The organism is Methanobacteriaceae archaeon, from assembly GCA_030656015.1.
Classification (GTDB): domain Archaea; phylum Methanobacteriota; class Methanobacteria; order Methanobacteriales; family Methanobacteriaceae; genus UBA349.
Map to the genome: position 1 here is coordinate 482291 of JAUSNX010000001.1, position 23061 is coordinate 505351.

22 protein-coding genes are annotated in these 23061 nt (G+C 30.4%); 9 read left to right on the forward strand and 13 right to left on the reverse strand.

Going from position 1 to position 23061, the window contains the following annotated elements; genetic code table 11:
- Positions 1-229 precede the first annotated feature (229 nt).
- The 4 genes from Q7I96_02485 to Q7I96_02500 all read right to left on the reverse strand — a co-directional run bounded on the left by Q7I96_02485 (position 230) and on the right by Q7I96_02500 (position 3577).
- Positions 230-757, reverse strand: coding sequence for a TIGR00288 family NYN domain-containing protein (locus Q7I96_02485; GenBank protein ID MDO9626480.1), 528 nt, complete (start codon positions 755-757; stop codon positions 230-232).
- Positions 758-1418: 661 nt separating this feature from the next.
- On the reverse strand, positions 1419-1757 hold the full coding sequence (locus Q7I96_02490) for a hypothetical protein (GenBank protein ID MDO9626481.1): 339 nt from the start codon (positions 1755-1757) through the stop codon (positions 1419-1421).
- Positions 1758-2115: 358 nt separating this feature from the next.
- Positions 2116-3030 carry a DUF6282 family protein gene (locus Q7I96_02495; protein MDO9626482.1) on the reverse strand — a complete coding sequence of 305 codons (915 nt, stop codon included), beginning with the start codon at positions 3028-3030 and terminating at the stop codon, positions 2116-2118.
- Complete coding sequence (locus Q7I96_02500) at positions 2975-3577, reverse strand: FumA C-terminus/TtdB family hydratase beta subunit (protein MDO9626483.1); 603 nt, start codon at positions 3575-3577, stop codon at positions 2975-2977. Before Q7I96_02500 ends, Q7I96_02495 begins: the two co-directional genes overlap by 56 nt.
- A 498-nt stretch (positions 3578-4075) precedes the next feature.
- Here Q7I96_02500 and Q7I96_02505 point away from each other — a divergent pair, with 498 nt between their 5' ends.
- Positions 4076-5896 carry a DUF2070 family protein gene (locus tag Q7I96_02505; GenBank protein MDO9626484.1) on the forward strand — a complete coding sequence of 607 codons (1821 nt, stop codon included), beginning with the start codon at positions 4076-4078 and terminating at the stop codon, positions 5894-5896.
- Positions 5897-6061: 165 nt separating this feature from the next.
- Here Q7I96_02505 and Q7I96_02510 read toward each other — a convergent pair whose 3' ends face one another.
- Positions 6062-6355: a hypothetical protein gene (locus Q7I96_02510; protein MDO9626485.1), complete on the reverse strand. Its 294-nt coding sequence runs from the start codon at positions 6353-6355 to the stop codon at positions 6062-6064.
- Between the two features lie 476 nt (positions 6356-6831).
- Here Q7I96_02510 and rqcH point away from each other — a divergent pair, with 476 nt between their 5' ends.
- Positions 6832-8868 (forward strand): ribosome rescue protein RqcH, encoded by a 2037-nt coding sequence (gene rqcH / locus Q7I96_02515; GenBank protein ID MDO9626486.1) that lies wholly within the window; start codon positions 6832-6834, stop codon positions 8866-8868.
- Positions 8869-9007: 139 nt separating this feature from the next.
- On the opposite strand, the gene Q7I96_02520 is transcribed toward rqcH, so the two are convergent.
- The 6 genes from Q7I96_02520 to Q7I96_02545 all read right to left on the reverse strand — a co-directional run bounded on the left by Q7I96_02520 (position 9008) and on the right by Q7I96_02545 (position 13414).
- Positions 9008-9322: a Zn-ribbon containing protein gene (locus Q7I96_02520; protein MDO9626487.1), complete on the reverse strand. Its 315-nt coding sequence runs from the start codon at positions 9320-9322 to the stop codon at positions 9008-9010.
- Positions 9306-9674, reverse strand: a complete 369-nt coding sequence (locus Q7I96_02525; GenBank protein ID MDO9626488.1) for a DUF2073 domain-containing protein — start codon at positions 9672-9674, stop codon at positions 9306-9308. Before Q7I96_02525 ends, Q7I96_02520 begins: the two co-directional genes overlap by 17 nt.
- A 57-nt stretch (positions 9675-9731) precedes the next feature.
- Positions 9732-10352 carry an Era-like GTP-binding protein gene (locus Q7I96_02530; protein MDO9626489.1) on the reverse strand — a complete coding sequence of 207 codons (621 nt, stop codon included), beginning with the start codon at positions 10350-10352 and terminating at the stop codon, positions 9732-9734.
- Between the two features lie 142 nt (positions 10353-10494).
- Positions 10495-11193, reverse strand: a complete 699-nt coding sequence (locus tag Q7I96_02535; GenBank protein ID MDO9626490.1) for a metal-dependent hydrolase — start codon at positions 11191-11193, stop codon at positions 10495-10497.
- Positions 11194-11195: 2 nt separating this feature from the next.
- The gene (locus Q7I96_02540; protein MDO9626491.1) at positions 11196-12497 is read right to left on the reverse strand and encodes a hypothetical protein; all 1302 of its coding nucleotides are present in this window, start codon (positions 12495-12497) and stop codon (positions 11196-11198) included.
- Between the two features lie 365 nt (positions 12498-12862).
- On the reverse strand, positions 12863-13414 hold the full coding sequence (locus tag Q7I96_02545; GenBank protein MDO9626492.1) for a hypothetical protein: 552 nt from the start codon (positions 13412-13414) through the stop codon (positions 12863-12865).
- Between the two features lie 184 nt (positions 13415-13598).
- Between Q7I96_02545 and Q7I96_02550 the strand changes: the two genes are divergently transcribed.
- From Q7I96_02550 to Q7I96_02560, 3 genes are read left to right on the forward strand one after another with little or no spacing between them, the layout of a single operon-like run.
- Positions 13599-13787, forward strand: coding sequence for a class III signal peptide-containing protein (locus Q7I96_02550; GenBank protein ID MDO9626493.1), 189 nt, complete (start codon positions 13599-13601; stop codon positions 13785-13787).
- A 24-nt stretch (positions 13788-13811) separates the two neighbouring features.
- Entirely contained in the window at positions 13812-13985 is a 174-nt protein-coding gene (locus Q7I96_02555; GenBank protein ID MDO9626494.1) for a class III signal peptide-containing protein, read from the forward strand.
- A 52-nt stretch (positions 13986-14037) separates the two neighbouring features.
- Positions 14038-14226, forward strand: coding sequence for a class III signal peptide-containing protein (locus Q7I96_02560; protein MDO9626495.1), 189 nt, complete (start codon positions 14038-14040; stop codon positions 14224-14226).
- 410 nt (positions 14227-14636) lie between these two features.
- Here the strand turns inward: Q7I96_02560 and Q7I96_02565 are convergent, their stop codons facing one another.
- Both Q7I96_02565 and Q7I96_02570 read right to left on the reverse strand, forming a co-directional pair.
- Positions 14637-16802 carry an STT3 domain-containing protein gene (locus Q7I96_02565; protein MDO9626496.1) on the reverse strand — a complete coding sequence of 722 codons (2166 nt, stop codon included), beginning with the start codon at positions 16800-16802 and terminating at the stop codon, positions 14637-14639.
- Positions 16803-16907: 105 nt separating this feature from the next.
- The gene (locus tag Q7I96_02570) at positions 16908-17387 is read right to left on the reverse strand and encodes a phosphopantetheine adenylyltransferase (GenBank protein ID MDO9626497.1); all 480 of its coding nucleotides are present in this window, start codon (positions 17385-17387) and stop codon (positions 16908-16910) included.
- 241 nt (positions 17388-17628) lie between these two features.
- On the opposite strand from Q7I96_02570, the gene Q7I96_02575 reads away from it, so the two are divergent.
- The 4 genes from Q7I96_02575 to Q7I96_02590 all read left to right on the forward strand — a co-directional run bounded on the left by Q7I96_02575 (position 17629) and on the right by Q7I96_02590 (position 23031).
- The gene (locus tag Q7I96_02575; GenBank protein MDO9626498.1) at positions 17629-19188 is read left to right on the forward strand and encodes a radical SAM protein; all 1560 of its coding nucleotides are present in this window, start codon (positions 17629-17631) and stop codon (positions 19186-19188) included.
- A 183-nt stretch (positions 19189-19371) separates the two neighbouring features.
- Positions 19372-20487, forward strand: coding sequence for a pyridoxal phosphate-dependent aminotransferase (locus tag Q7I96_02580; GenBank protein MDO9626499.1), 1116 nt, complete (start codon positions 19372-19374; stop codon positions 20485-20487).
- 172 nt (positions 20488-20659) lie between these two features.
- Positions 20660-21559: a cation diffusion facilitator family transporter gene (locus tag Q7I96_02585; protein ID MDO9626500.1), complete on the forward strand. Its 900-nt coding sequence runs from the start codon at positions 20660-20662 to the stop codon at positions 21557-21559.
- A 305-nt stretch (positions 21560-21864) separates the two neighbouring features.
- Positions 21865-23031: a PLP-dependent aminotransferase family protein gene (locus Q7I96_02590; GenBank protein MDO9626501.1), complete on the forward strand. Its 1167-nt coding sequence runs from the start codon at positions 21865-21867 to the stop codon at positions 23029-23031.
- Positions 23032-23061: the final 30 nt, after the last annotated feature.

Sequence of the window (23061 nt, forward strand, 5' to 3'; positions counted from 1 at the left end):
TATTATTATTATTATTATTATAGAGAATTATTTTTAAGAAACACGATTTGATATTACATTAATCTTTAATTAATAAATAAAAAAATCATGGAAAAATCAATTAAATAAAAATATAATTTAAGGTTAATATCTACAAAAACAACAAATAAAGATAATTCATCTCTATTATTCTAAATCATTATGGATTAACGGATATTTATTTAAAGATTAATTATGATTAGAATTGTCTTTAAATAGTCTCTTTTGGTTCATTGTGGCGACTATTTTTGTCTTTTCCATTTTCAGCTTTTAATATGATAGCATCATCAGCTGAATTTTGAAGTGCCGCACTAAATCCAGGTTCTGCCCCTATAACAATAGTATCTTTTCCATTTTCTTTGGCCTTATTAATTATTGGTAAAAAATCAGCATCACGAGTCATAAGTGCAATAACATCAATATTAGGGTTATAAATTAATTCCATAGCTTCTACAGCCATATAAACATCAGTATCTCCGGCCACAACAATAGGAGTAAATCCTTGATTTACAATTGCTTCTATCAGTTTATCAGAAGCATATTGATTTAAAAGAACCTTACCCACCCTCATATTCCCATATTCGGCCATTATTCCCCTTACTAAATCTAAATTAAGGCTGAATTCTTTTCTTAACATGTTTGGGCCATCGACAAGCAATCCCACATTTTTTTCGTCAGCCTCCTTCCTTTTAAGAGGGATATAATCTTTTAAGGAAGTTAGTTTTTCAAAACTACGCATTTTTTGTATCCTCCAAGTTATTTGAAATTATTAAAAACGATGATTAAGAGAAAAAGCTAAATTCTGATTCCTCTTTATTAATTATGCTAAAATATTTGGTTTTTCTAGAATATATAATTGTGGCAAATTTGATTATTCACATAATAAACTAAAACATTATTATTTAAAGTTGTATCAAAGTTTTAATATTAAAATCCTGTTTTAATTCTTTATATTTTTATATTGATTATTTCTTTATAATTACTTTATTTCAATTTTAAAGCCATATAATTATATTAAAAAATTTATTCAAAGTTCTATCTAATCTACAAGGTAACATTACATAATAACTATTAAATAATTATGCCCAATTTAAACCGCAATCCATTACCATTTATTTACAATTCTATAATTAATTTAAATATTAATTAAAAAAATATTTACTTATAAAAAAAATTTCTTTCTGAGTTTTGAATCAAAATATTAATTAAAATAAGATAAATCTTTAAAAATGAAAAAAATAACTTAATAATCTAAAAATTAAACTTTGTAAGGCACAGATTTATTATTCATTAGCAGATTTATAAAAATAAATCCCTTAGGAAAAAAGGAAGTTAAGTAACGATTTAATCATTAGATTACTAATAATTAATTTATAATAAAATAAATAAAAATTATAGAATTATTCTATTTCCAGTGAAAATTCATCCTGGAATAGATCCCCTACAACTTTCAAATCTTTATCAGTTAAACGAGTTATGGCACCTTCATCTCCTTCTTTGAAGTAGTATTCAGCATCCACAATTTTGCCAGAATCATCCATATAAATGAATACTCCATCTACAAACTTGTCTGGATTGGCAGAAGGTAAAAACAACTCCATTCTAACTAATACTTCAGAGCCACAAATCTCATCATAGAATTTTGTTTTTTCTTCCTCAGATTTTAACAATTTCTTAAACTGCCTTATTCTCTTTTTTAATTCTTTTTCCGCCTTTTGAGCAGCTTTATCATCAGTCATAATAACCACTTGAAATAATTTTTTATTTATATTTACTATTTTTTAAAAACATTAATGAATTAAATAGTTTGAACTTAATTCAATTAATAATAATTAAATCCTAATTTTAATTTATTTAATTTATTAATCATTCATCTATTAAACTTATATAAATTTTGATAGTAGGTTGATAATAGATTTTTTTGTAAACATTGTATGAAGTAAATATTTTAATAAAATTTTATTGATTTCACTTACCACAAATACAAGACACAATTTAATTTAATTAAATAAATGTTTAAAACCTATATAAATTTAATTATTGGATTAATAATCATTTATATAATCTATCTTAATAATATGATTAAAATAATATTAATTAATATATTAAATCTCTAGGATTTAAGGAACACATAATATTTATATGTTTTTCACTAATCCCCCTATCCATCATAGACTTAATAAAAAATTTAAATCCAATAGTCGGTGTTAAGTTATGTTTTTGGCCAAAGTCCGTGGCCAGGATACATTTTTTGGGTCCTATATAATCAATTGTCTCAGCAATAATATCTGGATTCAAATTATCATGCAAGGGCATACATGCTACAAAGCAATGTTCTAAAAAAGCATATTTTGCCATTTCTTTTTGTTCTTCCATAGTAGCCCCAACTACCCCAGTTAACGGATGATTAATCAATATGCGTTTCACACCACATGATTTAGCACCATCAATAAGTTCAAGTATTTCTAAGGGGTTTAAATGGCCCGTGCCCAGCACCATATCGTTTTGAGCAATTATATTTAAAATAGATTCTATTGATTCATTGCAATCTGGATTAAAAATTTTAAAATTAGATTTTTCTGAAGGAGAAGAAATATTATTATTATTATTATTATTATTATTATTATTATATTTTAAATCATTTACCATTTCCATTAATGATATAGTTGGAAACCATACGAATTTACCACCCATATGAGCAGCCACATCAACCGCGTCCGGATTGAAGCCACCTAAACTTTTATTAAGACATATCCCTCCGAAAACATCGATATTAATTGAATTTTCGGCAATTAAGGCCCTTCCGGAAGTTGATTCAACATGGCACTTTATAACTATTGCATCCATACCTTCCGCTTTTGCTTGATAGGCCACCTCCAGGTCATTTAGTATGCGGGGTTTAATATCTGGAGAAGTATGGATATGCGTGTCAATGAATCCTTTAAGACTTATTGAATCATTTATTTTGGATATTTTCTCTTGAATTAGAGATGTTTTTTCTAATTTCTTCATATAAATTAGTACCTTTAGAATCCATAGCAACTACCAACGGGCCAAATTTTTCCACTTCTAGTTCCCATATCGCCTCTGGAACTCCCAGATCTAGCCAAAAAACATTTTTTATTTTTTTTATGGCATTAACATAAAGAGCAGCACATCCACCTACTGCTGCTAAATAAACCGCTTTATTTCGAATTAATGCCTTAGAAGTATTTTCATCCATACCACCTTTTCCAACTATGGCCTTTACACCCATATCAATAACCTCAGATTGGAAAGGATTCATCCTGGTACTGGTAGTAGGGCCAACCGCGATCATTTTAGCATTAGGCATATCTAAATCATTATCTGATTTTTCGAGGGTATCATTCATTTTTATTATAGGTCCTGCATGAAATATCACAGAGCCCTCTAAATCATAAGGAGCACCCACTTGAATTATGCGATTATGTGCTCTATCCCGGGCAGTAAAAATAGTTCCCGATAAATAAACAACATCACCTGCTTTTAAATCATCTATTATTTCTTTAGATAAAGGAGTATCAAGTATAGTTTCCATTTTATAAGTCTCCAAGGTATTAAGTTAAAATTGACAATATTTAAAGTTGATAAGTATAATCTATCTTTAATCATTAAAAGATATAATAATAGCTTTAACTACTTATTATAATATTTATTATAATAAATTTATCTTGAATAATACAATAAAAATATACTAATTTAAATTAGCTTAATTCCATCAATTAATATTAATTAGCTGAATAAAGTTAATTTCCCACTTAAATTTGAAATAAATCAAATATAAGAATTAATTAAGTATATCTTAATAAGTATAGAATAATAATAGTTATATAAAAAAATTTAATTAACTAAACAATTAATTTTTAATATCTTAAATATTAATTAAGAAAATCAATAAATATACTTATAATTTCAATTAATATACGTTTCAGAAATAATAATAATAATAATTATAAGATTTACTAATTAAATAAAGAAAAAATTATTGATAATAACGATTTTATTATAATTTTAGTTTTAATAAGAGGTTAAATAAATGTCCAGTACAAACAATGTGATGGGTCTCTCTAAATTCATCATGACACTGCCCCAAACAAAAATTTCACTATTTACAATGGTATTTCTAAGTTTTATCGTTGGTTCTATTAGTTTTTTTATTGATCCCACCCCTGGAAGCTTCAGCACAGATATATTATATGGTGGAACTGCAGGAGTTTTAATATTCGGCTTAAGTTCCATAATGAGTGGAGCCATTACTCAACCGTGGGTTAACTCCCTTAAAGGCCGTAAAATGAAAATGAAACAGTCCATGTTTCTAGCTCTCTTTTCTATGGCCATTATTTTGATTATTTACTTAATTGGATGTGGTTTATCCAGCTTTTTCGAATCAAATTACATTTTAAATGCTATAGTATTCGGTTGTGCCATGGTTTTTGCAGTGCGAACTCTAGTTATATGGGGAACTTCAAATATTAATTTTAAAAACTCTGTGGCAATTTCCGCTATCCAACCGCTCCTAATTATTAGTATGCTTATTGTAGTTGTATTTTTAACTACTCGTCTTGATAATATTGGATATTTTAGCGTTTTGGGACTTATTTTAAAAAGTTTGATAGCAATTATCATTCTGGTTATTGCCATTTATTCTTTTGTACTAGTAGTTGAATCCCCAATGAGAAAAAATTTGGGAGTAGGTGCATTAGAGCTTTTGAGTTTGTTTATATCCCATATTACTGAAGGTTCTTCGGCTTTAGAAGGAGTTTTTGAAGATATAGGTGAGCCTATAGAAACTGTGGTGGGAATAGTTAGTTTTAAAACTTCAAAAGGAATTAAAGCACTATTTTTAAGCCCTTGTGTTCATCCAGGGCCAATAGGAAGTATTGGTGGAGGTAATATGCCCACCACTCTTGCCGAGAGCTTTGATAATTTTACCATGGTAACCCATGGGCCATCAACCCACGATTTTAACCCTGTTTCAGCTAAGGAAATAGAAAAAGTGGAAAAAACTATTAAAGATGCCTTGAAGGATATTTCTTATTCTGAAAACGCCAGTAAATTCATTAGAGTCTCAGAAAATAATGCAAAAATTGGTGCCCAATTTTTTGGAAATGATCTGCTGTTATTAGCTACTTTTGCACCAAAGGGATTTGATGATATTGATTTTGGAGTTGGTTTATCTTTAATGAACCTGGCAAAAACCAGATGTAATTCTGAAAATACTATTCTAGTTGATTGTCATAATTCATTTAAAGGGGAAGCAGGTCGAGTTCTGCCAGGAAATAAAGAAGTTTTCGATTTAATGGATGCTATAGAGAAAATAGAATGTGAATCAAAAGGAGACAGCATCAAAGTAGGGTGCTCTTATGACCCTATGGATAATTTTTCTAAAGCAGATGGTATTGGACAGAGTGGAATAAAGGTTCTAGTAGTAAATGTAGAAAATCAAAATACGGCTTATATTTTGTTAGATTCTAATAATATGGTGATTGGATACCGGAAAACCATCATTGAAGCTGTGAAAAAATTGGGAATCGACTCAGTAGAAGTCATGACCACAGATACTCACTCAGTAAACACACTTGCCGGAGGTCACAACCCTGTTGGTTCCAAGAAAAAAGAAGAAATCCTTGAATGTATTATACAATGCACAAAGGAGTCATTAGATGATTTAGAACCAGTTTCAGTAGGCTGTAAATCTGCAAGGATAAAGAATTTAAATATTTGGGGCCCTACGAATTCTACAGAACTTGTTTCAACCATCAGTTCTATTGTGGCTGTAAGCAGGATAATTGCACCTTTGGTACTACTATCTGCCCTATTTTTTGTTTTTGTATGGATATTTTACGGAGCGCCTTAGTTAACAAAAAATCCAAACACAATATTTATTTTTTTATTTTAAAAATCAGCCCAATATTTTAAAAAAACTATTTTAACACAATTTAATATTTTAAAAATAATTATAAAAAAATTGAAAATAAAATAAATAAAATAAAAAATTAATTATTTAATATAGAATATTAAATCAGAGATTAATAAGCATGGTCCATGCTACGAACCAAATAAAGATGAAAGGAACTATTCCACTCCATAACCAACCTTTAAATCCCCCAACTTCTTCTTTACCCAACAATTTTTCGCATAATTTTCCGACAATAATTAAAACTACAAGGCCGAAAAGAGCTCCTAAAGTTTGATTGTTGCCTAAAACTGCAATTGAACCATTAGAAACTATAAATGAAATATAAGCCGCAACAACAGCCGCAACTGTATGAATACTTGCTATTTTAACATCAACATCCATAATAATGCCCTCCAAGAATTAAATAAAACTGATTTCATAATTTAGTTATAATTTTTTTAGTATAATTTCAGGAAATAAAAGATTATTTCCCCAGTAAATTCTTTTAATACTCTTAAACAATAGCATATAAACAGCTAGAATTTAAAAGTTTAATAATCTATTAGTTAAATACTCCCTTAAAAAATCTACGATTTATAAGGTAGTAAAACAAACGATTAAACAAATTCAATATGAGCCATATTGATTATAATACTATATAAATTATCTATCCTTAATTGGATTAATAAATCTAAAAAGTTAAATATTTTTCTGATTGAATTGTCAGATTCTATCATAAATGATTCCATCAATATTCATCCATAATAATTAATGAGGATTTATAAATTAATATTTTCAAAAAAAAAAAAAATTATTCTAATCTCTAAAAAAGTCATTATAATTAAATTACAATTTACTACCATATATTTGCTATTAAAATTAAAGGTGTTTTTATGAAAAACATGTCCAACGTAGACATATTCGCTATTTGTCATGAATTAAACGATTTATTAAAAGATTCACGAGTTGATAAAGCTTATCAACCTACTAAAGATACGGTTGTTGTTAGATTTCATGTGACTGGACATGGGCGAGTAGATGTCGTTTTCCAAGCTGGAGTGCGTATGCATAAGTCACAGTATCCGCTTGAAAACCCCAAGTTACCACCATCTTTTCCTATGCTTCTTAGAAAATATTTAAAAGGTGCAACAGTTAGAGAAATCCGCCAATACCGTTTTGATCGAGTAGTTGAAATATTAGTCTCCAAAGAAGAGGATTACACACTGGTAATTGAATTATTTGATAAGGGTAACATTATTTTATTAAATCAAGACCGGCAGATTATTTTACCTCTTAAAAGGAAAATGTGGAGTGAAAGGAAAATAGGATCTAAAGAAGAGTACGAATATCCTCCCAGCAGGGGAATAAACCCCCTCAAATTTGAAAGGCAAGAACTGGAAGAGATCTTCTTAAAATCAGACAGCGACCTAGTAAGGACACTGGCCAGAAGTGGTTTAGGTGGTATTTATGCACAGGAAATTGTGCTGAGATCAGGAATGGATAAAAATACCCTAACCTCGGATATTTCACCCGAAGAACTTCAAAAACTCTTTGATATTATTGAAGATGTCTTCCAACCATTGCTAGAAAATAAATTTTCTCCAAATATTGTTAGCAATGGAAAGGAAGACGTTTTACCTCTGGAATTGGAAATTTACAAGGATAAAAATAAACAGCACTTTGAAACTTATAATGAAGCTGCAGATGAATATTTCAGTGAAAAAGTACGCTCAGACATAAAAGGAGTTCAAGAAAGTATTTGGGGAAAGGAAGTTAATAAATACGCTAAAAGATTAAAAATTCAAGAAGATACCTTAGAAAATTTTAAACAAACCATTATTGACTCTACCAAAAAAGGAGATCTGCTTTATGCTCACTACTCTGAGATAGAAGAAATTTTAAATGTTATTCATAAAGCTCGGGAGAAATATTCCTGGATGGAAATTTCAAAAACTTTTAAATCCGCACGCAAAAAGGGTTTAGAAGAAGTTAAGATGGTTGAATCTCTTGATAAACTGGGAAATCTTCTTTTAAATATTGAAGATGAAAGAATATTAATTGATAGTAAAAACCCGATCCCAGATAATGCTGAAGTTTATTATGAAAAAGGAAAAAAAGCGAAACGAAAAATAAAAGGGGTTTTAATTGCTATTGAAAGAACTAAAAAAGAATTAGATAGAGTAGAACAGAAAAAAGAAATAGCTTTGGAAAGAGTTTTGGTTCCTCAAAAACGAGTCAAAAAGGATCTAAAGTGGTTTGAAAAGTTAAGATGGTTCCTATCTTCTGATGGATTTTTAGTTATTGGTGGCAGAGATGCTAATACTAATGAAATAGCTGTAAAAAAGCATATGGAAAACAATGACATCTATATGCACACCGATATTCATGGGGCTCCATCCGTAATCATAAAGAATGAAGGCATTAAGCCCGAAGAATCTGAGGCCGATACATCAGAAATTACTAATATTTCAAGTGATGAATCATCTAAAATACCTGAAAGTACTATTCAAGAAGCGGCTATTTTTGCTGCATCATTTTCCAGTGCCTGGTCCAAAGGATTTAGTTCATATGATGTTTATTGGGTGCATCCCGACCAAGTTTCAAAAACTCCCCAATCCGGAGAATTCGTATCTAAAGGTGCATTTATAATTAGAGGCAGTCGAAATTATGTTAGAGGTGCTACAGTAAGCATTGCTGTAGGTATTGTTGACTACTTAGGCCCCAGAATAATGGCCGGGCCAGTAGAATCTCTGAAAAAACATACGGATAATTATGTAGTCATAAAACCAGGTTACACCAAAAAAGAAGCCATATCCCGGGAAATCTTAAAAAGAATAGATAAAGATAAAATTATGACCTTAGATGATATTGTAAGAGTTTTACCCTCTGGAAAATGTGATATTGTAAATAATAAAGGTAATAGGGGATAGAATATTTGATTATTTTAAAAATATTCGTATCTATTCAAAAACCTAAATTAAAAATAAGTAGCAGAAAATTAGTATCACATATCAAAAAGAATTCAGAAGTATAGAAATAAATATAAAAATAAAAGATTTATATCTCTTTTTACATCTCTTTTGTTTTCTGTTCCTTTATTTTCTTTTTTAATAGGAAATTAAGATCTATAACATATTTTCCTTCTTCATCAGAAACTATAATGGAATCATCTTCTAAAAGCGGAGTTAAGTTTACTTCATAAATACCATGCTGTTTAACCATTATGGTTTCAATGGATTCACCTTTTACTGCCTCTGGTTTTTCTACTTCTTTTTCTTTACCCTCGCTTTTGAACTTGAAATAAGTACTACCACATTTAGGGCAACCCTTTAGAATTTCTTCAGATGATTTTACTATAGCTCCACACTTAATGCACTGATGCACCAGAATCACCAAGTTCTGCTATCATGGAAAGGAAATTAGATTTTTTCTTGACAGATCTCATTACATTTGCTGGGCCAATTATAGTCAGACCTATGGTTTTCTTCTTTGAAAAACCAAAAAAGGATTTTTCGTTCCTTTCTAAGGTGTGAATATCAATTCCAACAAAATTTTCAATGTCAATCTCTCTCATTGTAGTTTCAATAAGTTCTGCTTCTTCAGAAGGAGTAAGTCCTCCTTCTATAACTAATATCTCTCCAGATTTAACCCTATTTATTATCATGGAAATTTTTTCCATACTGGTGCTTCCCTCCAGAGCATCAGATGATAAAAATTCCATTTTTAATCCTTCCATTTTAAAACCCCACTAATTCTTTATTGAAATTCAATTAGCCGTTTATAATCGAAATAATCATTTAAATTTTCTTATCATTGCCATATATAACTCACCAGTATTCTCTCCCTGCAATGCTGAAATAGGAACTACAGTATGCTGTGGGAATACTGAAATTATTCTATCTGGCGATGATTCAGGAAGATCTGTTTTATTGGCAACTATTACAAATGGTATCTTTCTAGCCTCTAAATTTCCAATAATAGTGATATTAGCCTGAGTCAGAGGATCCTTAGTAGCATCCATAACCAGTAAAACTCCAGTGACATCATCAAGCCATTTAATAGCCTCGATTATGCCTTTTGTAGCTTCTTTTGCCCTTTCTTTTGCTTCAACCTCGTTAAGACCAAATTCAAGGAAATTCTTGTAATCTACTTTGGTGGCGATTCCAGGAGTATCAATAATATCAAAGTCCAGTTCATAGCCATCCTGCTTTATAGAAACCTTTTCCTGTTTGTAAACAGTTCGGGTTTCGTGAGGAATGTTAGATATCAAACCTAATGGCTTGCCCAACCAATCTTCAGACATGGTATTGGCCAAAGTTGTTTTTCCAGAATTTGGATGGCCGTAAAGACCTATTTTAAGCTTTTGATTCCTTCTGAATAGCTTAGAAAAAAATTTCGTAAAAAAATTCACCATTTTATCACTCTTTTAAATCATTATTAAGATATTAGATAATATTTAATATTTTAAATAATCTTTATTATAGTTAATTAAATAATATAATTATTAAATTGATTAGTTTTAGGCATTAATAACTATTAATATGGATTAAATTTTATCATTCGGTGTAGATATCACCGGGATTTAGAATAATTACCTCGACATTAGGAATTTTATTTTTAACTAAATCCATAAAGTCTTCAGGATCTTGTTCTATTACCGGAAATGTGTTGTAGTGCATGGGAATAACTATTTTAGGAGAAATCCATTTCACCGCAGTTGAAGCATCTTTTAGGCCCATAGTATATCGATCCCCAATCGGGATTAAAGCCACATCTGGTTTGTAAAAATCACCTACAACCAATTTTAAATCACCGAATAAAGAAGTATCACCTGCATGATAGATTTTACGGCCATTTTCCAGCTCAAAAATAAATCCACAAGCCTTTCCCCCTGGCGTAATTTCTTCCATAAAATCAATATCTGCCGAATGTATGGCATCAACCATGGTAATTTTAATATTATGGAAATGAGAAGAACCACCAATGTTCATGCCCTGAGTTTCAAAGCCTTGTCTGGAAAAGAAAATAGATATTTCATGATTGGCAATTACTAAAGCACCAGTACGATTCGCAATTTCCAGAGCATCTCCAAAGTGATCTGCATGGCCATGAGTAATGCAAATTAAGTCCGCTTCTATCTCTTCCACAGGTACACTACAAGAAGGATTATTGCTAATAAAAGGATCTATTAAAATTTTTAAATTTTCTTCAGTGATTAACTCGAATGCAGAATGCCCCATCCATCTTAGATCCATTATTAATTCCCCAGCACGATATCTTTGGATAAACTCCAGGCTTCTTCAAACAACTTCTCAATCTCAAGAATAGATTTCTCGTCTTTGTAAATAACTCCAACTTCAAAACTGTCATATATAGGATCCGTGGAAATAATTAAACCATGTTTATCATCTGAAACAACCGCTACGGTGTGTATATGAGGCATTGTTCTAATTTGAACATTATTATCTAAAAGCACTTTAATCAGTTCTACAGAAGCATCATCATCAAGTCCTGCCTCTTGAATAATCATTCTACTTTTAGTATCCATGAATTTTTTAAGAATACCCACATCTATATTTCTTATCCAAGGATACATCATAATTACTTTAGTATCTGCTTGTAATATAGTATCCTTCATTGCTTCCTGAACATCTGAAGCATCAAAAGACCAGATTATACTGGGTTCCTTTGATTCTGATCTTATTTGATTAATTGCACCCCTAAATGAATCTAATCTCTCTTCTATAAGATCTTCTACATCATCTACATTCTCAATATATTCCTGCTTCAGCTTATTTAAACGGTCCTTAACATAATGTTTATCATCTTTGTCAGCCGTTACAAATGGTTTTGCTGGCGTTACATGTTTAGATTTTGGTTTAACAGGCTTTTGCTTTGAGGGTTTAATTGTTTTTGTCAAATTAGATTCCGAAGGTTGAACCATATTATCCTTAGATTTAGTGCCATTTGACTTTTTAGATGGTTTCATTGGTGCCTTTGGTGGCCTATTCATAGGATTTCCCCTTGGTTCAGTTGATGGAATTTTAGAAATAGCCTCTGAACTAGTTTCTTTACTAGTTTCTTTTAACTTATTAGAATCCTTTTTTCCTTTTTTAGGCAATTTTAAAAACTTTCTTGGTTTTCTTGCAGGTTTTATAGGATGATCTACTTTTGTTTTTTTAACATTAGTATCTTCAGGGGATTTAGAAACTTTTGGCTTTGAAGTTTCAGTAGCAGCTACTGCTTTTTTAGGGGTTATTTTAGGTGCAATCTTTGCAGGTTTAACTGGTTTTTTATCAGGCCTAACATTTTCAAAACTTCTCTTAGTCATAGTACTTTTAACTTCAGATGTTTCATCAGCCACTGGGACTGATCTTTTTAAAGAACTCAAGTCAATTTTGCCTGCGAAGAGTATAACTGCCATTAAACCTAAAACAAAACTAATAAGACCTGCTAAAAACGAAAGAATGTTTGGTGGTGTCTGGAAACCGAAATACATCCCAATGAGTCCCAAAAATAAAAAAACCACTCCTGCCAAAGTTATCAGCAAATAAATCATCTGATGCCTCCTAATTTCATATTATCCCTGTTGTTAAGTTAATATAATAATTATAAATTAAATTAGTTTACTTCAGTCAAACTCTCAACTTAATTAATAGTCATCTCAACATTTAAATGCGAATTAATTAAGCTATTTATTAACTTTTTATATATTGAATTAATTAATATAATAAATATAATTATTCTAAATAATAAACTATACTGTTATAGATACAGTATTTTATCAATTATAGTACCAATATAAAGTAATGAAACTTCATTTTTCAAATATATTCATATTTTTTTGATAAATGAGATTTTGAAATATGGACAACATTACCAACTATTCTAAGAAACTTAGGTTATATTAAGAAGCATATCTAACTATTTAATTCCGAAAATAGCGATTAATTGTCTTAAAGTCTCAGTAGAATCTTTTTCATCACTTAAAGCAAGTGCAAATTTTTGAGTCATAACTCTTTTCTGATTATCATCTTGAATGTTTATATAGTGCATAATTTTATTAAATGTAGCATCAGAATCCCCATCAAGATTAATATCTTCTAAATAACTTATTTTATTCTTAAATATGATTTTTAATCTATGTATTGCATTTCTCACATTTTCAATGTCTTCAGACTCTAATTTACTAATTAAAATACCGATTTCAAAAGAATCGTTTTTAAAACGGGTAAAAATAATACCATCTGCTTTCATAGATTGAACCCTATTCAAACCATCATAAATTTTAAGATCATAACCAACCACACCCACTTTATTTTGTCTTAATAAATAAATTAAAGATTCATTAAGGGTTTTGTCAGATATGGATAATCCCGATTCTTTTCTAATGCTATTTAAAAGGTCTATTCTTGAAAGATCCCCATTTTTTAATGCCTGAAGAATTAGTTTTTGAACTTCATATTTTTTAGGCATGATATTATATTTTATGATTCATTATGATAATACTTTGTGATAATCTGCACAACATTTTAAAAAAAGGTAAAGTATAAGTGAGGACATAATAATTATAGATTTAGGTCTTAAAAAATCTGAATATCTAAATATTTATATACCAGATTTGATAAGATATTATAATATATAACTGGAGGTGTACCATATGAATTTTTTAAAAGATGAAGCAGGACAAGGTGCCGCAGAATACATATTATTATTCGGTGGAGTAATCGTAATCGCAATCGCAGCACTAGTAATATACAGAGCTTACTTCGGAGAAACATCCGGTCTAGACGCTGCAACAGATGTAAACGAAGTCAGATCCGGCGTGAACACAACAACCAACGGATAATAAGATTAGTTTATTGGAGTTTAAATGTTAATTGATGAAAAAGCGCAAATCAGTGCAGAAATGATTTTACTCATTGGAGCAATACTAGTTATTGTACTAATAGTTGGTGGCTATGTTTTTGATATTTCTTCATCCATTGCCGGCAATATAAGTAGCGTGGTTGATAACGCTAGAGATTCAACAATTAACAAATTATAACTTCCAATATTTTTTTTTATTTTAAATTAATAACATTTTTAGGAGGATTTCTATGTCTTTTTTAAAAGATGAAGCAGGACAAGGTGCCGCAGAATACATATTATTATTCGGTGGAGTAATCGTAATCGCAATCGCAGCACTAGTCATATACAGAGCTTACTTTTCAGAAACTTCTGGTTTAGACGCCGGAAAAGATGTAAACGAAGTCAGATCCGGCGTGAACACGACAACCAACGGATAATAAGATTAGTTTATTGGAGTTTAAATGTTAATTGATGAAAAAACTAAGCAACACGAAATGATTAGTTCAAAGCTATTCTTATTAATTAGTAGTTGTTGTTTATGTTTTTGATATTCCCAGACTATAGCAGATGGCATAAGAATCGTAATTGATTAGCTAGAGACCCAACAATTAATAAATTATAATTAAAATATTTTTTTAAAAATAGATTTTTATTTTAGTTAAGACAAAATTTATGCATTTAAATCGCAAAATGTATCCTTAAAAAATCCATATTAAAATAAAATGGATGCTGCTTCTTTAGATTAATTTTTAACACACTTGAAAAAGGATTAAGTAATTTAATATATTTATTCAGAAATTAATTAGTAATAATTTAATTAGTAGTTTACTATAAAATTTATATTTAATTAATTTATTTTCCATACCACACTAGAATTATGTCTATAGATGGGTTTAAAATGAGTAGTAGGCTGTTTAAGAAGTAATTTAGTGAACATCGAATTTTGATATTTTTTATCAATAATCAGCGCCATTTTTTCATCAATTAAAAAAATCATGTAAAAATCACTTTTATTATTTAAATTAAAAGTGCTAATATTATTTTTATCTACAATGCTAAACGCGTATGGCAAACTCCCATTAACATATGCTTTTTTATTTTCAAGATCTAATACAGCACCATTGTCGTATTTTTTAACTGAAGTAGTATTATTACTATAACCTCTAGAATAAGTATAATTATCTTTTTTGCCAGTATTGAAATTCCAATTCCCAAATACAAATGTCCACCATCCCCCATAGATCATATCATCATCAGTGAAAATAACAAAAGGGCGAGGATTTGAAGGATGAGTATCATTTAATATTTTTTCTGCTAAATAATGGTTAATTTTATAATCATAAATTAAAATATATCGAGCTTGCTCCTTTGAAACTCCTAGTATGTTATTCATAATTTTTACAGTTAAAGAAGTATTTTTAGTGTGATTTTGAAGGGACAAATACGAATCATAACCACTGGATGAAAGCATACGCATTATACCCGCTGATAATGTTTCATTATTTGTAGTAAATGCCCTGAATACCCAGTATGCACGGGGCGTATTTTGAGATCCTCCGTCAAATATAACTGGCCGGTTGGCATATTGGCTTAAAAAATGGCCGTATCCCCAGTTTGTAATTATAACAGTATCATTAGAAGTGTTAGAATTAATCCACAAAGCAGCACTAGCCATATCATCATCAGCAACTGAAACTCTACTCAATAAATTTTTTTCAGCAGTCACTATGGGTGGAATACATATTATTAAAATTAGTGAAATTGATAAAAAAGTTCTTAAATAATTATTAGAGATACTAATCGGAGAATTTTTCATATATTGAACTGCGATTCCAATCAATAAACCTGAAAAAATTGCCAAAGGAGGTATAAGTAACATTCCAAATCGTATACTAGATGAATAAGCAATTAAAGCTATTGATATCCATGTAAAAATTAAAATAAAACCAAACCAGCTCAATTTAGGCAGATATTTGCTTCGCATATTGTTGCGTAACATTAAACTGAATATCGCAAAAATTCCAAAAATTCCCAGGCCCAGGTTAATTATACCCACACCAGATACAAATTCCTCTAAACTAGGCTTATGAAGTTCACCAACAGATTCATAAATATTGGGCCATTCACCCATAATTTCTGTTCCGGTAATAAAAGGCAGAAAATTAAGTGGATATTGAATTAGGGCAATAATTCCATTTATACCCGAATATAAAACAATTAAAACAGTCGAAACGACAAAAAATATCGCAAATACTTCCACAAATGTTTTAATTTTAATTTTTTTAATTTTACAAAGTATTATATAAACTATGCTTGTGGCAAGGATTATATAAAATAAATAAGACCATCCAGTCCAGGCTAGAGAAAATAAAAACATGAAAATGGCAGATAACCCAACAAATAATATTCTTCTAGTTTTATTTCCTGTTTCAATTGCTACTGAAAAAAATAGTATGGTCAAAAATGGAAGTATAATATTGAACATATCTGTATCAAAGTATCCTGGTAATGTCCTCATTAGATATATGGGGGCTGTAACAACAAGAATTCCTGTAACAAACCCGGCATATTCCCCTGCATATCTACGGACAAAAACATATCCTACAATACCTGCTAAGGGACCTATAATTAAAGGAATCCAAAAAGAAATATCCTTAAGAGGCATGCTGGTAAATAAATTTACCGCAAAATAAGAGAACGCTGCCAACCAGACTATTAGTGGAGGATATTCAGCAGGTCTTCCAGGAGGAAAATAAGAAAAAGAATCCCAGCTTTCATTATTTTTTATAGTATCTCCCATATGGCCATTTTTTATAAAATTCTGGGTTAAGCGCAAGTTATAGTACGAATCCAGTTCATACATGTATGGAAGACCATTGCTATCCATATAATGACTTTTTTCAGTTTCATTTACCCCCGGAAGGTCCACAGATTCAAGTCTTAAAAAAAAGCCTGTGAAAAATATAATAAAAATTATGATAATAGGAATATAATTATCTTTTTTAAATTTCATAAAGATCATCACGTTTATTTTGAAAGGAACGAATTTTAATTGTTTATGTTATAAATTAAGTGGGTTTAGTATTTTTTAATTAAAATATGCTTAAAATTTAAAAAATCATCGGAAAGCATTCCGAATTTTATTCAAGATATGGCCCATTCTATCTATTTCCCCTTTTCTAATTCTGGTAGATGAAATAGGCACTCCATCATCAGCAGACACCATGTCAATTACAATGATATCTAAATAAGGAATTTTATTCTTTTTTCGAATTTTATTTATTTCCTGGGCCGCAGGTTCAGTTTCTTTACTAACTACAATAGCATCAAACTCACTCTCGTGAATAGTAGGCCCATATGAATCATCTAAGCGAACCACACTAAATTTCTGAGGATATTGAGATAAAAAATCTCTTAAATTAGACATTCTTGTGTCGCAAGGATCTATATCTCCCTTTTTACCCCCAAAATAGTCTGAAGTCACCCCAATAATGACTTCATCTCCTATTCTAAATGCTTCTTCTAGAAGTCTCCGATGTCCTTTGTGAAATTTATCAAAAGTGCCTCCCACAGCAACTTTTTTGTATTTTTTGTCCATTTTCAAACCTATTAACTATTTTAGATATTCCAAAAATTTTAAAGTTATTTAATTAATAATAAATCCATTATAATATACAATCGTATTAAACTTATAATTATAAATTTAATTTAATAGAATATCATTTTAATTAAATTATATATGGTAAATTTAAGGGTAAATATATTTTATTAGTTTCATTAACTAAATTATGGATTAACATTTCGATATGTTGATTATATGTTAAATATAATTATAGATTATGCTAAAAGAGCACAATGTCATATTGAAAAATCCAATGAAAGTTGGCCTTAGATTTGCTTCATGTTATCCAAATCTTTATCGGACCGCCATCTCTTCACTGGGATTTCATATTATCTACGAATTTTTAAACTCAAGGGAGGATACGTGGTGTGAAAGAGTAGTTTATCCCCATTCCAGGAGTTTAGAATCCTCAACCCCTCTGAAAAGCTTCGATATAGTTAGTTTTTCCCTGCAATATGAACAAGACTACTTTAATGTACTGGATATGCTAAAAAAAGGAGGCATATCACCTCGAAAAAAATATCGTGACGATAATGATCCTTTAATTATTGCTGGCGGCCCCTGTGCAACATCAAATCCCGCGCCTATGTCAGATTTTGTGGATTTATTTATTATTGGTGAAGCAGAAGCTGTAATGGACCAGTTACTGGATAAATATCTGGAACTCAAAAACCCGAAAAAAGAAATTGAATCATTTTTAGATATTGAAGGAGTTTATTTACCAGATTATCCTGCCAAAAGAGTTATTGTAAATGATATGGATCATGCCTGCCATCCTATTCACCAGATTGTACCGGAAACCGATGATAAAAATCTTAAACCAGCTTTAGGATCATCTTTTTTATTAGGAGTGTCCAGAGGATGTACTAGAGGCTGTCGTTTTTGTATGGCTGGATATTTATACCGTCCTCGTCGTGAAACATCTCTTAAAAAACTTTTTAAGATAGCTGAAGATGGTAGAGATGCTACTGGACTCAATAAAATAGCACTTATTGGTGCTGCTGTTTCTGATTATTCTAAAATCGACGAATTATGTTCTGGACTTTTAGAAATGGGTTTTAAAGTTACCACACCCTCACTTAGAATAGAATCTGTTTCATCAGATACACTAGAATCTCTGATGAAAAGTGGCCTTAAAACCATAACTTTAGCTCCAGAATCAGTTTTTTGTGTTAGAAAAAGTTTAAATAAACCTATTAGTGACGAAAAAACATTTGAAGTGGTTAAAGAAGCTTTGAATTTTGGCTTAAACGTTAAAATGTACTTTTTAGTTGGTTCTCCTACCGAAACTCAAAAAGATATTCAAGAGCTTTCAGAACTAATGAAAAGTTTGTTGAATCTTTCTAAGAAAAGAAATTCCATTCGTTTCAGTGTAAATCCACTTATACCCAAACCACACACCCCTTTGCAATGGGAAGGCTATGATTTAAAATTAATGAAATCAAAAATCAATTTTTTAAAATCTAATCTCAAAAATACTCCTTTAAAAATCGAAAGTCCTAGAATAGGCTTAATTCAACATGTTTTGTCAAACGGAAGCTCTGAAATCGGGCCTATGATTGAAAAATCATTGATAAAAAAAATTCCAATGAAAGAATGGAATAAATTCACATCACGAAAAGATATGGAAGCTAAGCTACCCTGGGAAAATATAGATATTGGTTTAAAAGATGATTTCCTTAAGAAAGAATATTTAAAAATGATGGATGGTGCAGAAACACCATGGTGCGAAGAATCTCCATGTTATAACTGTGGGCCTTGTTTAAATAAAAAATAGTTCTAAATTACTTCATTTAATAGCTGAAAATTAACTGAAAAATTAATTGAAATTAATTAAGTGAAAATAAAAATTAATTAAATTTTTAATATTTAAGAATACCATAAACTATAGAAAAAAATAAATTTCAATATTCAACATAAAAAATGAAAATGAATTTTATAAACTAATAGAGTTGATATAATGATTAATCCAGCAAATAGAGTTAAATCAATCCAATTATCTCAAATAAGAAAGATGTTTGAGGTTTGTAGTGAAAATGCAATAAATTTAGGTATAGGTGAACCTGATTTTGATACCCCACGCCATATACGTCAGGCCGTGATTGAATCTCTAGATGAAGGATTCACCCATTACACAGCTAATAAAGGAATCTTAGAACTGAGAGAGGCCATTTCTAAAAAATTAAATATTGAGAATAATGTCCAGAAAGATCCAGAATCCATAATAGTTACTGTAGGGGCCAGCGAAGCATTATACATGTGTGCCCAGGCCTTAATAAATAAAGGAGACGATGTTTTAATTCCTGACCCTGGATTTTTAGCATATGATGCAGTTATTAAAATTTCAGAGGGCAATCCCATTCCCATACCTCTAAAAATGGAAAATGATTTTAGAATGAGCGCCGAAGATGTTGAAAATAAAATAACTTCCAAAACAAAGGCTATAATCCTAAATTCACCTTCCAATCCCACTGGAAGTGTAATGAAAAGAAAAGAAATTAAAAAGATTAGTAAACTGGCCGAAGATAATGATATTTTTATTATCTCTGATGAGATCTATGAAAAAATAACATACGGGGTAAAACATCACAGCCCTGGTGAATTCACAGATAATGCTATTGTTATAAATGGTTTATCCAAAACTTATGCCATGACCGGTTTTAGAGTGGCCTATTTGGCTGCCAGAGAGGATATCCTTGAAGAATTACTTAAGATTCACCAATACAATACCGCTTGCGCCAGTTCCATATCTCAAAAAGCAGCACTTGCTGCCATTGAAGGGCCCCAAAATTGTGTAGATGAAATGGTTGGGGAGTTTAAGAGAAGAAGAGACTTAATGGTGGGTCGATTGAATGAAATGGGATGGGAATGCAAGTTACCAGAAGGAGCATTCTACACATTTCCCTATGTTAAAGATTCTCAAGAATTCGTATCCAAAGCCTTGGCAAATGAAGTAGTAACTGTTCCAGGAGAGGCATTTGGAAAAGCTGGATCAGAACATGTTAGAATGTCTTATGCAGTGTCTTATTCTGAAATAGAATCTGCAATGGACCGTTTAGAAAAAATAAATATTTAATATGAAAATTTTAATAAGTTTAATAAATTTAATAAATAATCTGAATATCCCCATCGAGCAATGGATATGCATATTTAATAAAAACAAAAATAATTGTTTAAAAGTTACACCAATTAATTTAATAATATCAAAACCAATTGTTATAGAATAATAAAAATTGTGGTGAGAATTCTTGGAAGGTAGTGAAAGAAAAAAAATAGGTAAAAAAGCTTCATATGTGGCCATATTTGGAAACATATTTCTTACAATATTTAATATAGCCGTGGGGCTTTTATCTGGAAGTACAGCGCTGGTTGCAGAGGGTTTTCACACATTATCTGATGTGATAACTTCAATTATAACATTTGTAGGTTTTAAAATAGGGATGAGACCGGCAGATGAAGATCATCCTTATGGTCATGGTAAAGCAGAAGCCCTGGTTGGTCTTATAATTGTTGTTTTTTTGGTAGTTGTAGCCTATGAAATAATATCGGGTGTTTATACTAAAATAGCATTAGGGGAAGTTATAACTCCTCCAGACAAGATTGCTGCTGTTATGGCACTTATTGGAATATTTATTAATTACACTATGACTACCTATTTAATAAGAACTGGGAATAAAATTAACAGTCCGGCTCTTATAGCCGATGGTAATCATCAAAAGGTGGATATATTTTCAGGTATAGCTATTTTGATTGGAGTTATAGGTTCTCAGTTGGGTTATCCAATTTTAGATCCTTTAGTAGGTGTGGTCATAGCTTTAATAATCATTTATACAGCATTCCATATTGGGAAAGATAATGTTAATATTATTATGGGAAAAGTATCCTCTTCTAAGGTTATAAATGATGTAAAAATTTCTGCTTTGGGTTTAGAGTGCGTTAAAGGAACCCATGATATAAAAATTAATAATATGGGTCCTTATGTATCAGTAGAATTACATATAGAATTGAATAAAGATCTAAAACTAGAAAAAGCTCATGAAATTGCTCATGACGTAGAACAGAAAATCATAAATGACGTAACATCAGTTAAAATGGTCAATGTTCACAGCTGTCCAACAGAAGTTATATGTAAAAAAGACAAAATTTAATCATTTTATTTAATTTTTTTGTATTCCTTATTAATTAATTAAAATATCCCAGATTCTCATTTTCACATTTTTCATATCTGTTTAACAACTTTTGAAAGTACTAGATGAATTCACATCTAAAAAAAGTATTTACTTTCATATAATCCTCATATCATATGCTAAAATAGTTAAATAAAATAGAATCTAATTGATTATATAAAATATTACTTAATTAATTCATTTATTAATAATTCATTTTTACTAAAACCATAATAGGTATTTCAATGACTAAAAAGGCCAAATATTCATATAAATTCGCTGATAGAATGTTTAAAACACCACGTTCATTTGTTCGGGAGATTTTAAAGGTTACCGAAAATCCAGAAATCATATCCTTTGCCGGTGGCCTTCCAAGTCCTGAGAGTTTTCCTGTAAAGCCTATTTCCCATTCAGTAAATAAAGTTTTATCTGAAGATGGTAAAGATGCATTGCAATACAGTACCACTGAAGGTTACAGGCCACTTCGGGAATATATCGCCCAGAGATACTCGAAATATGGCCTGGAAGTTGATGCTGATGAAATATTAATTACCAATGGTTCTCAACAGTGTCTTGATCTGGTTGGAAAAATCTTCTTAAACAAAGATGACGTAGTTGTTCTGGAAAATCCTACTTACTTAGCAGCAATACAGGCTTTTAGTTTATATGAACCAGTTTTTAAGACCGTGCCTTTGCTAAATAATGGTGCAGACCTGGATGAACTTGAAAAAATTTTAATTGAAAAAAATCCCAAAATATTTTACTCAGTTACTAATTTCCAGAACCCTACCGGAATAACTTACTCTGATAAAAAGCGAAAAGAATTGGCCAGCCTTTTAAAAGAAAATGAGACTGTTTTTATAGAAGACAATCCCTACGGCGAAATAAGATTTATAGGTGAAGATATTCCCCTTGTGAAATCATATTTACCTGAAGGGATTTTATTTGGTTCATTCTCTAAAATTGTATCTCCTGGAATGCGTTTAGGCTGGATCGTGGCCAATGGAGAAGTTATGGATAAATTAATTACTGTAAAGCAGGCTTCTGATCTCCATTCAAACTATTTTACTCAAAGAATAGTTTATCAATACCTCAAAGACAATCCAGTTGATGAACATATCCAGAAAATAAGAGATCTTTACCAAGTTCAGCGAAATACTATGATAAGTATGATAGAGAAGTATTTTCCTTCAAATGTTCAATACACCCAACCCCAAGGTGGAATGTTTATTTGGGTCACCTTACCGGAAGGAATATCTACTTTAGAGTTGTTTGATATGGCAATAAAAGAAGATGTGGCCTTTGTACCAGGCCAAGCATTCCATGCAGATGGCAGTGGTGAAAATACTTTGCGATTAAATTTCTCTAATTCCAATCCAAAAAGTATTGAAGAAGGTATGAAACGATTGGGAATGGTCATAGAAACGTTTTTATCCCAAAATAATTTAAATTAATTTTAAATTTTTAAGAACCTAAATTAAAAA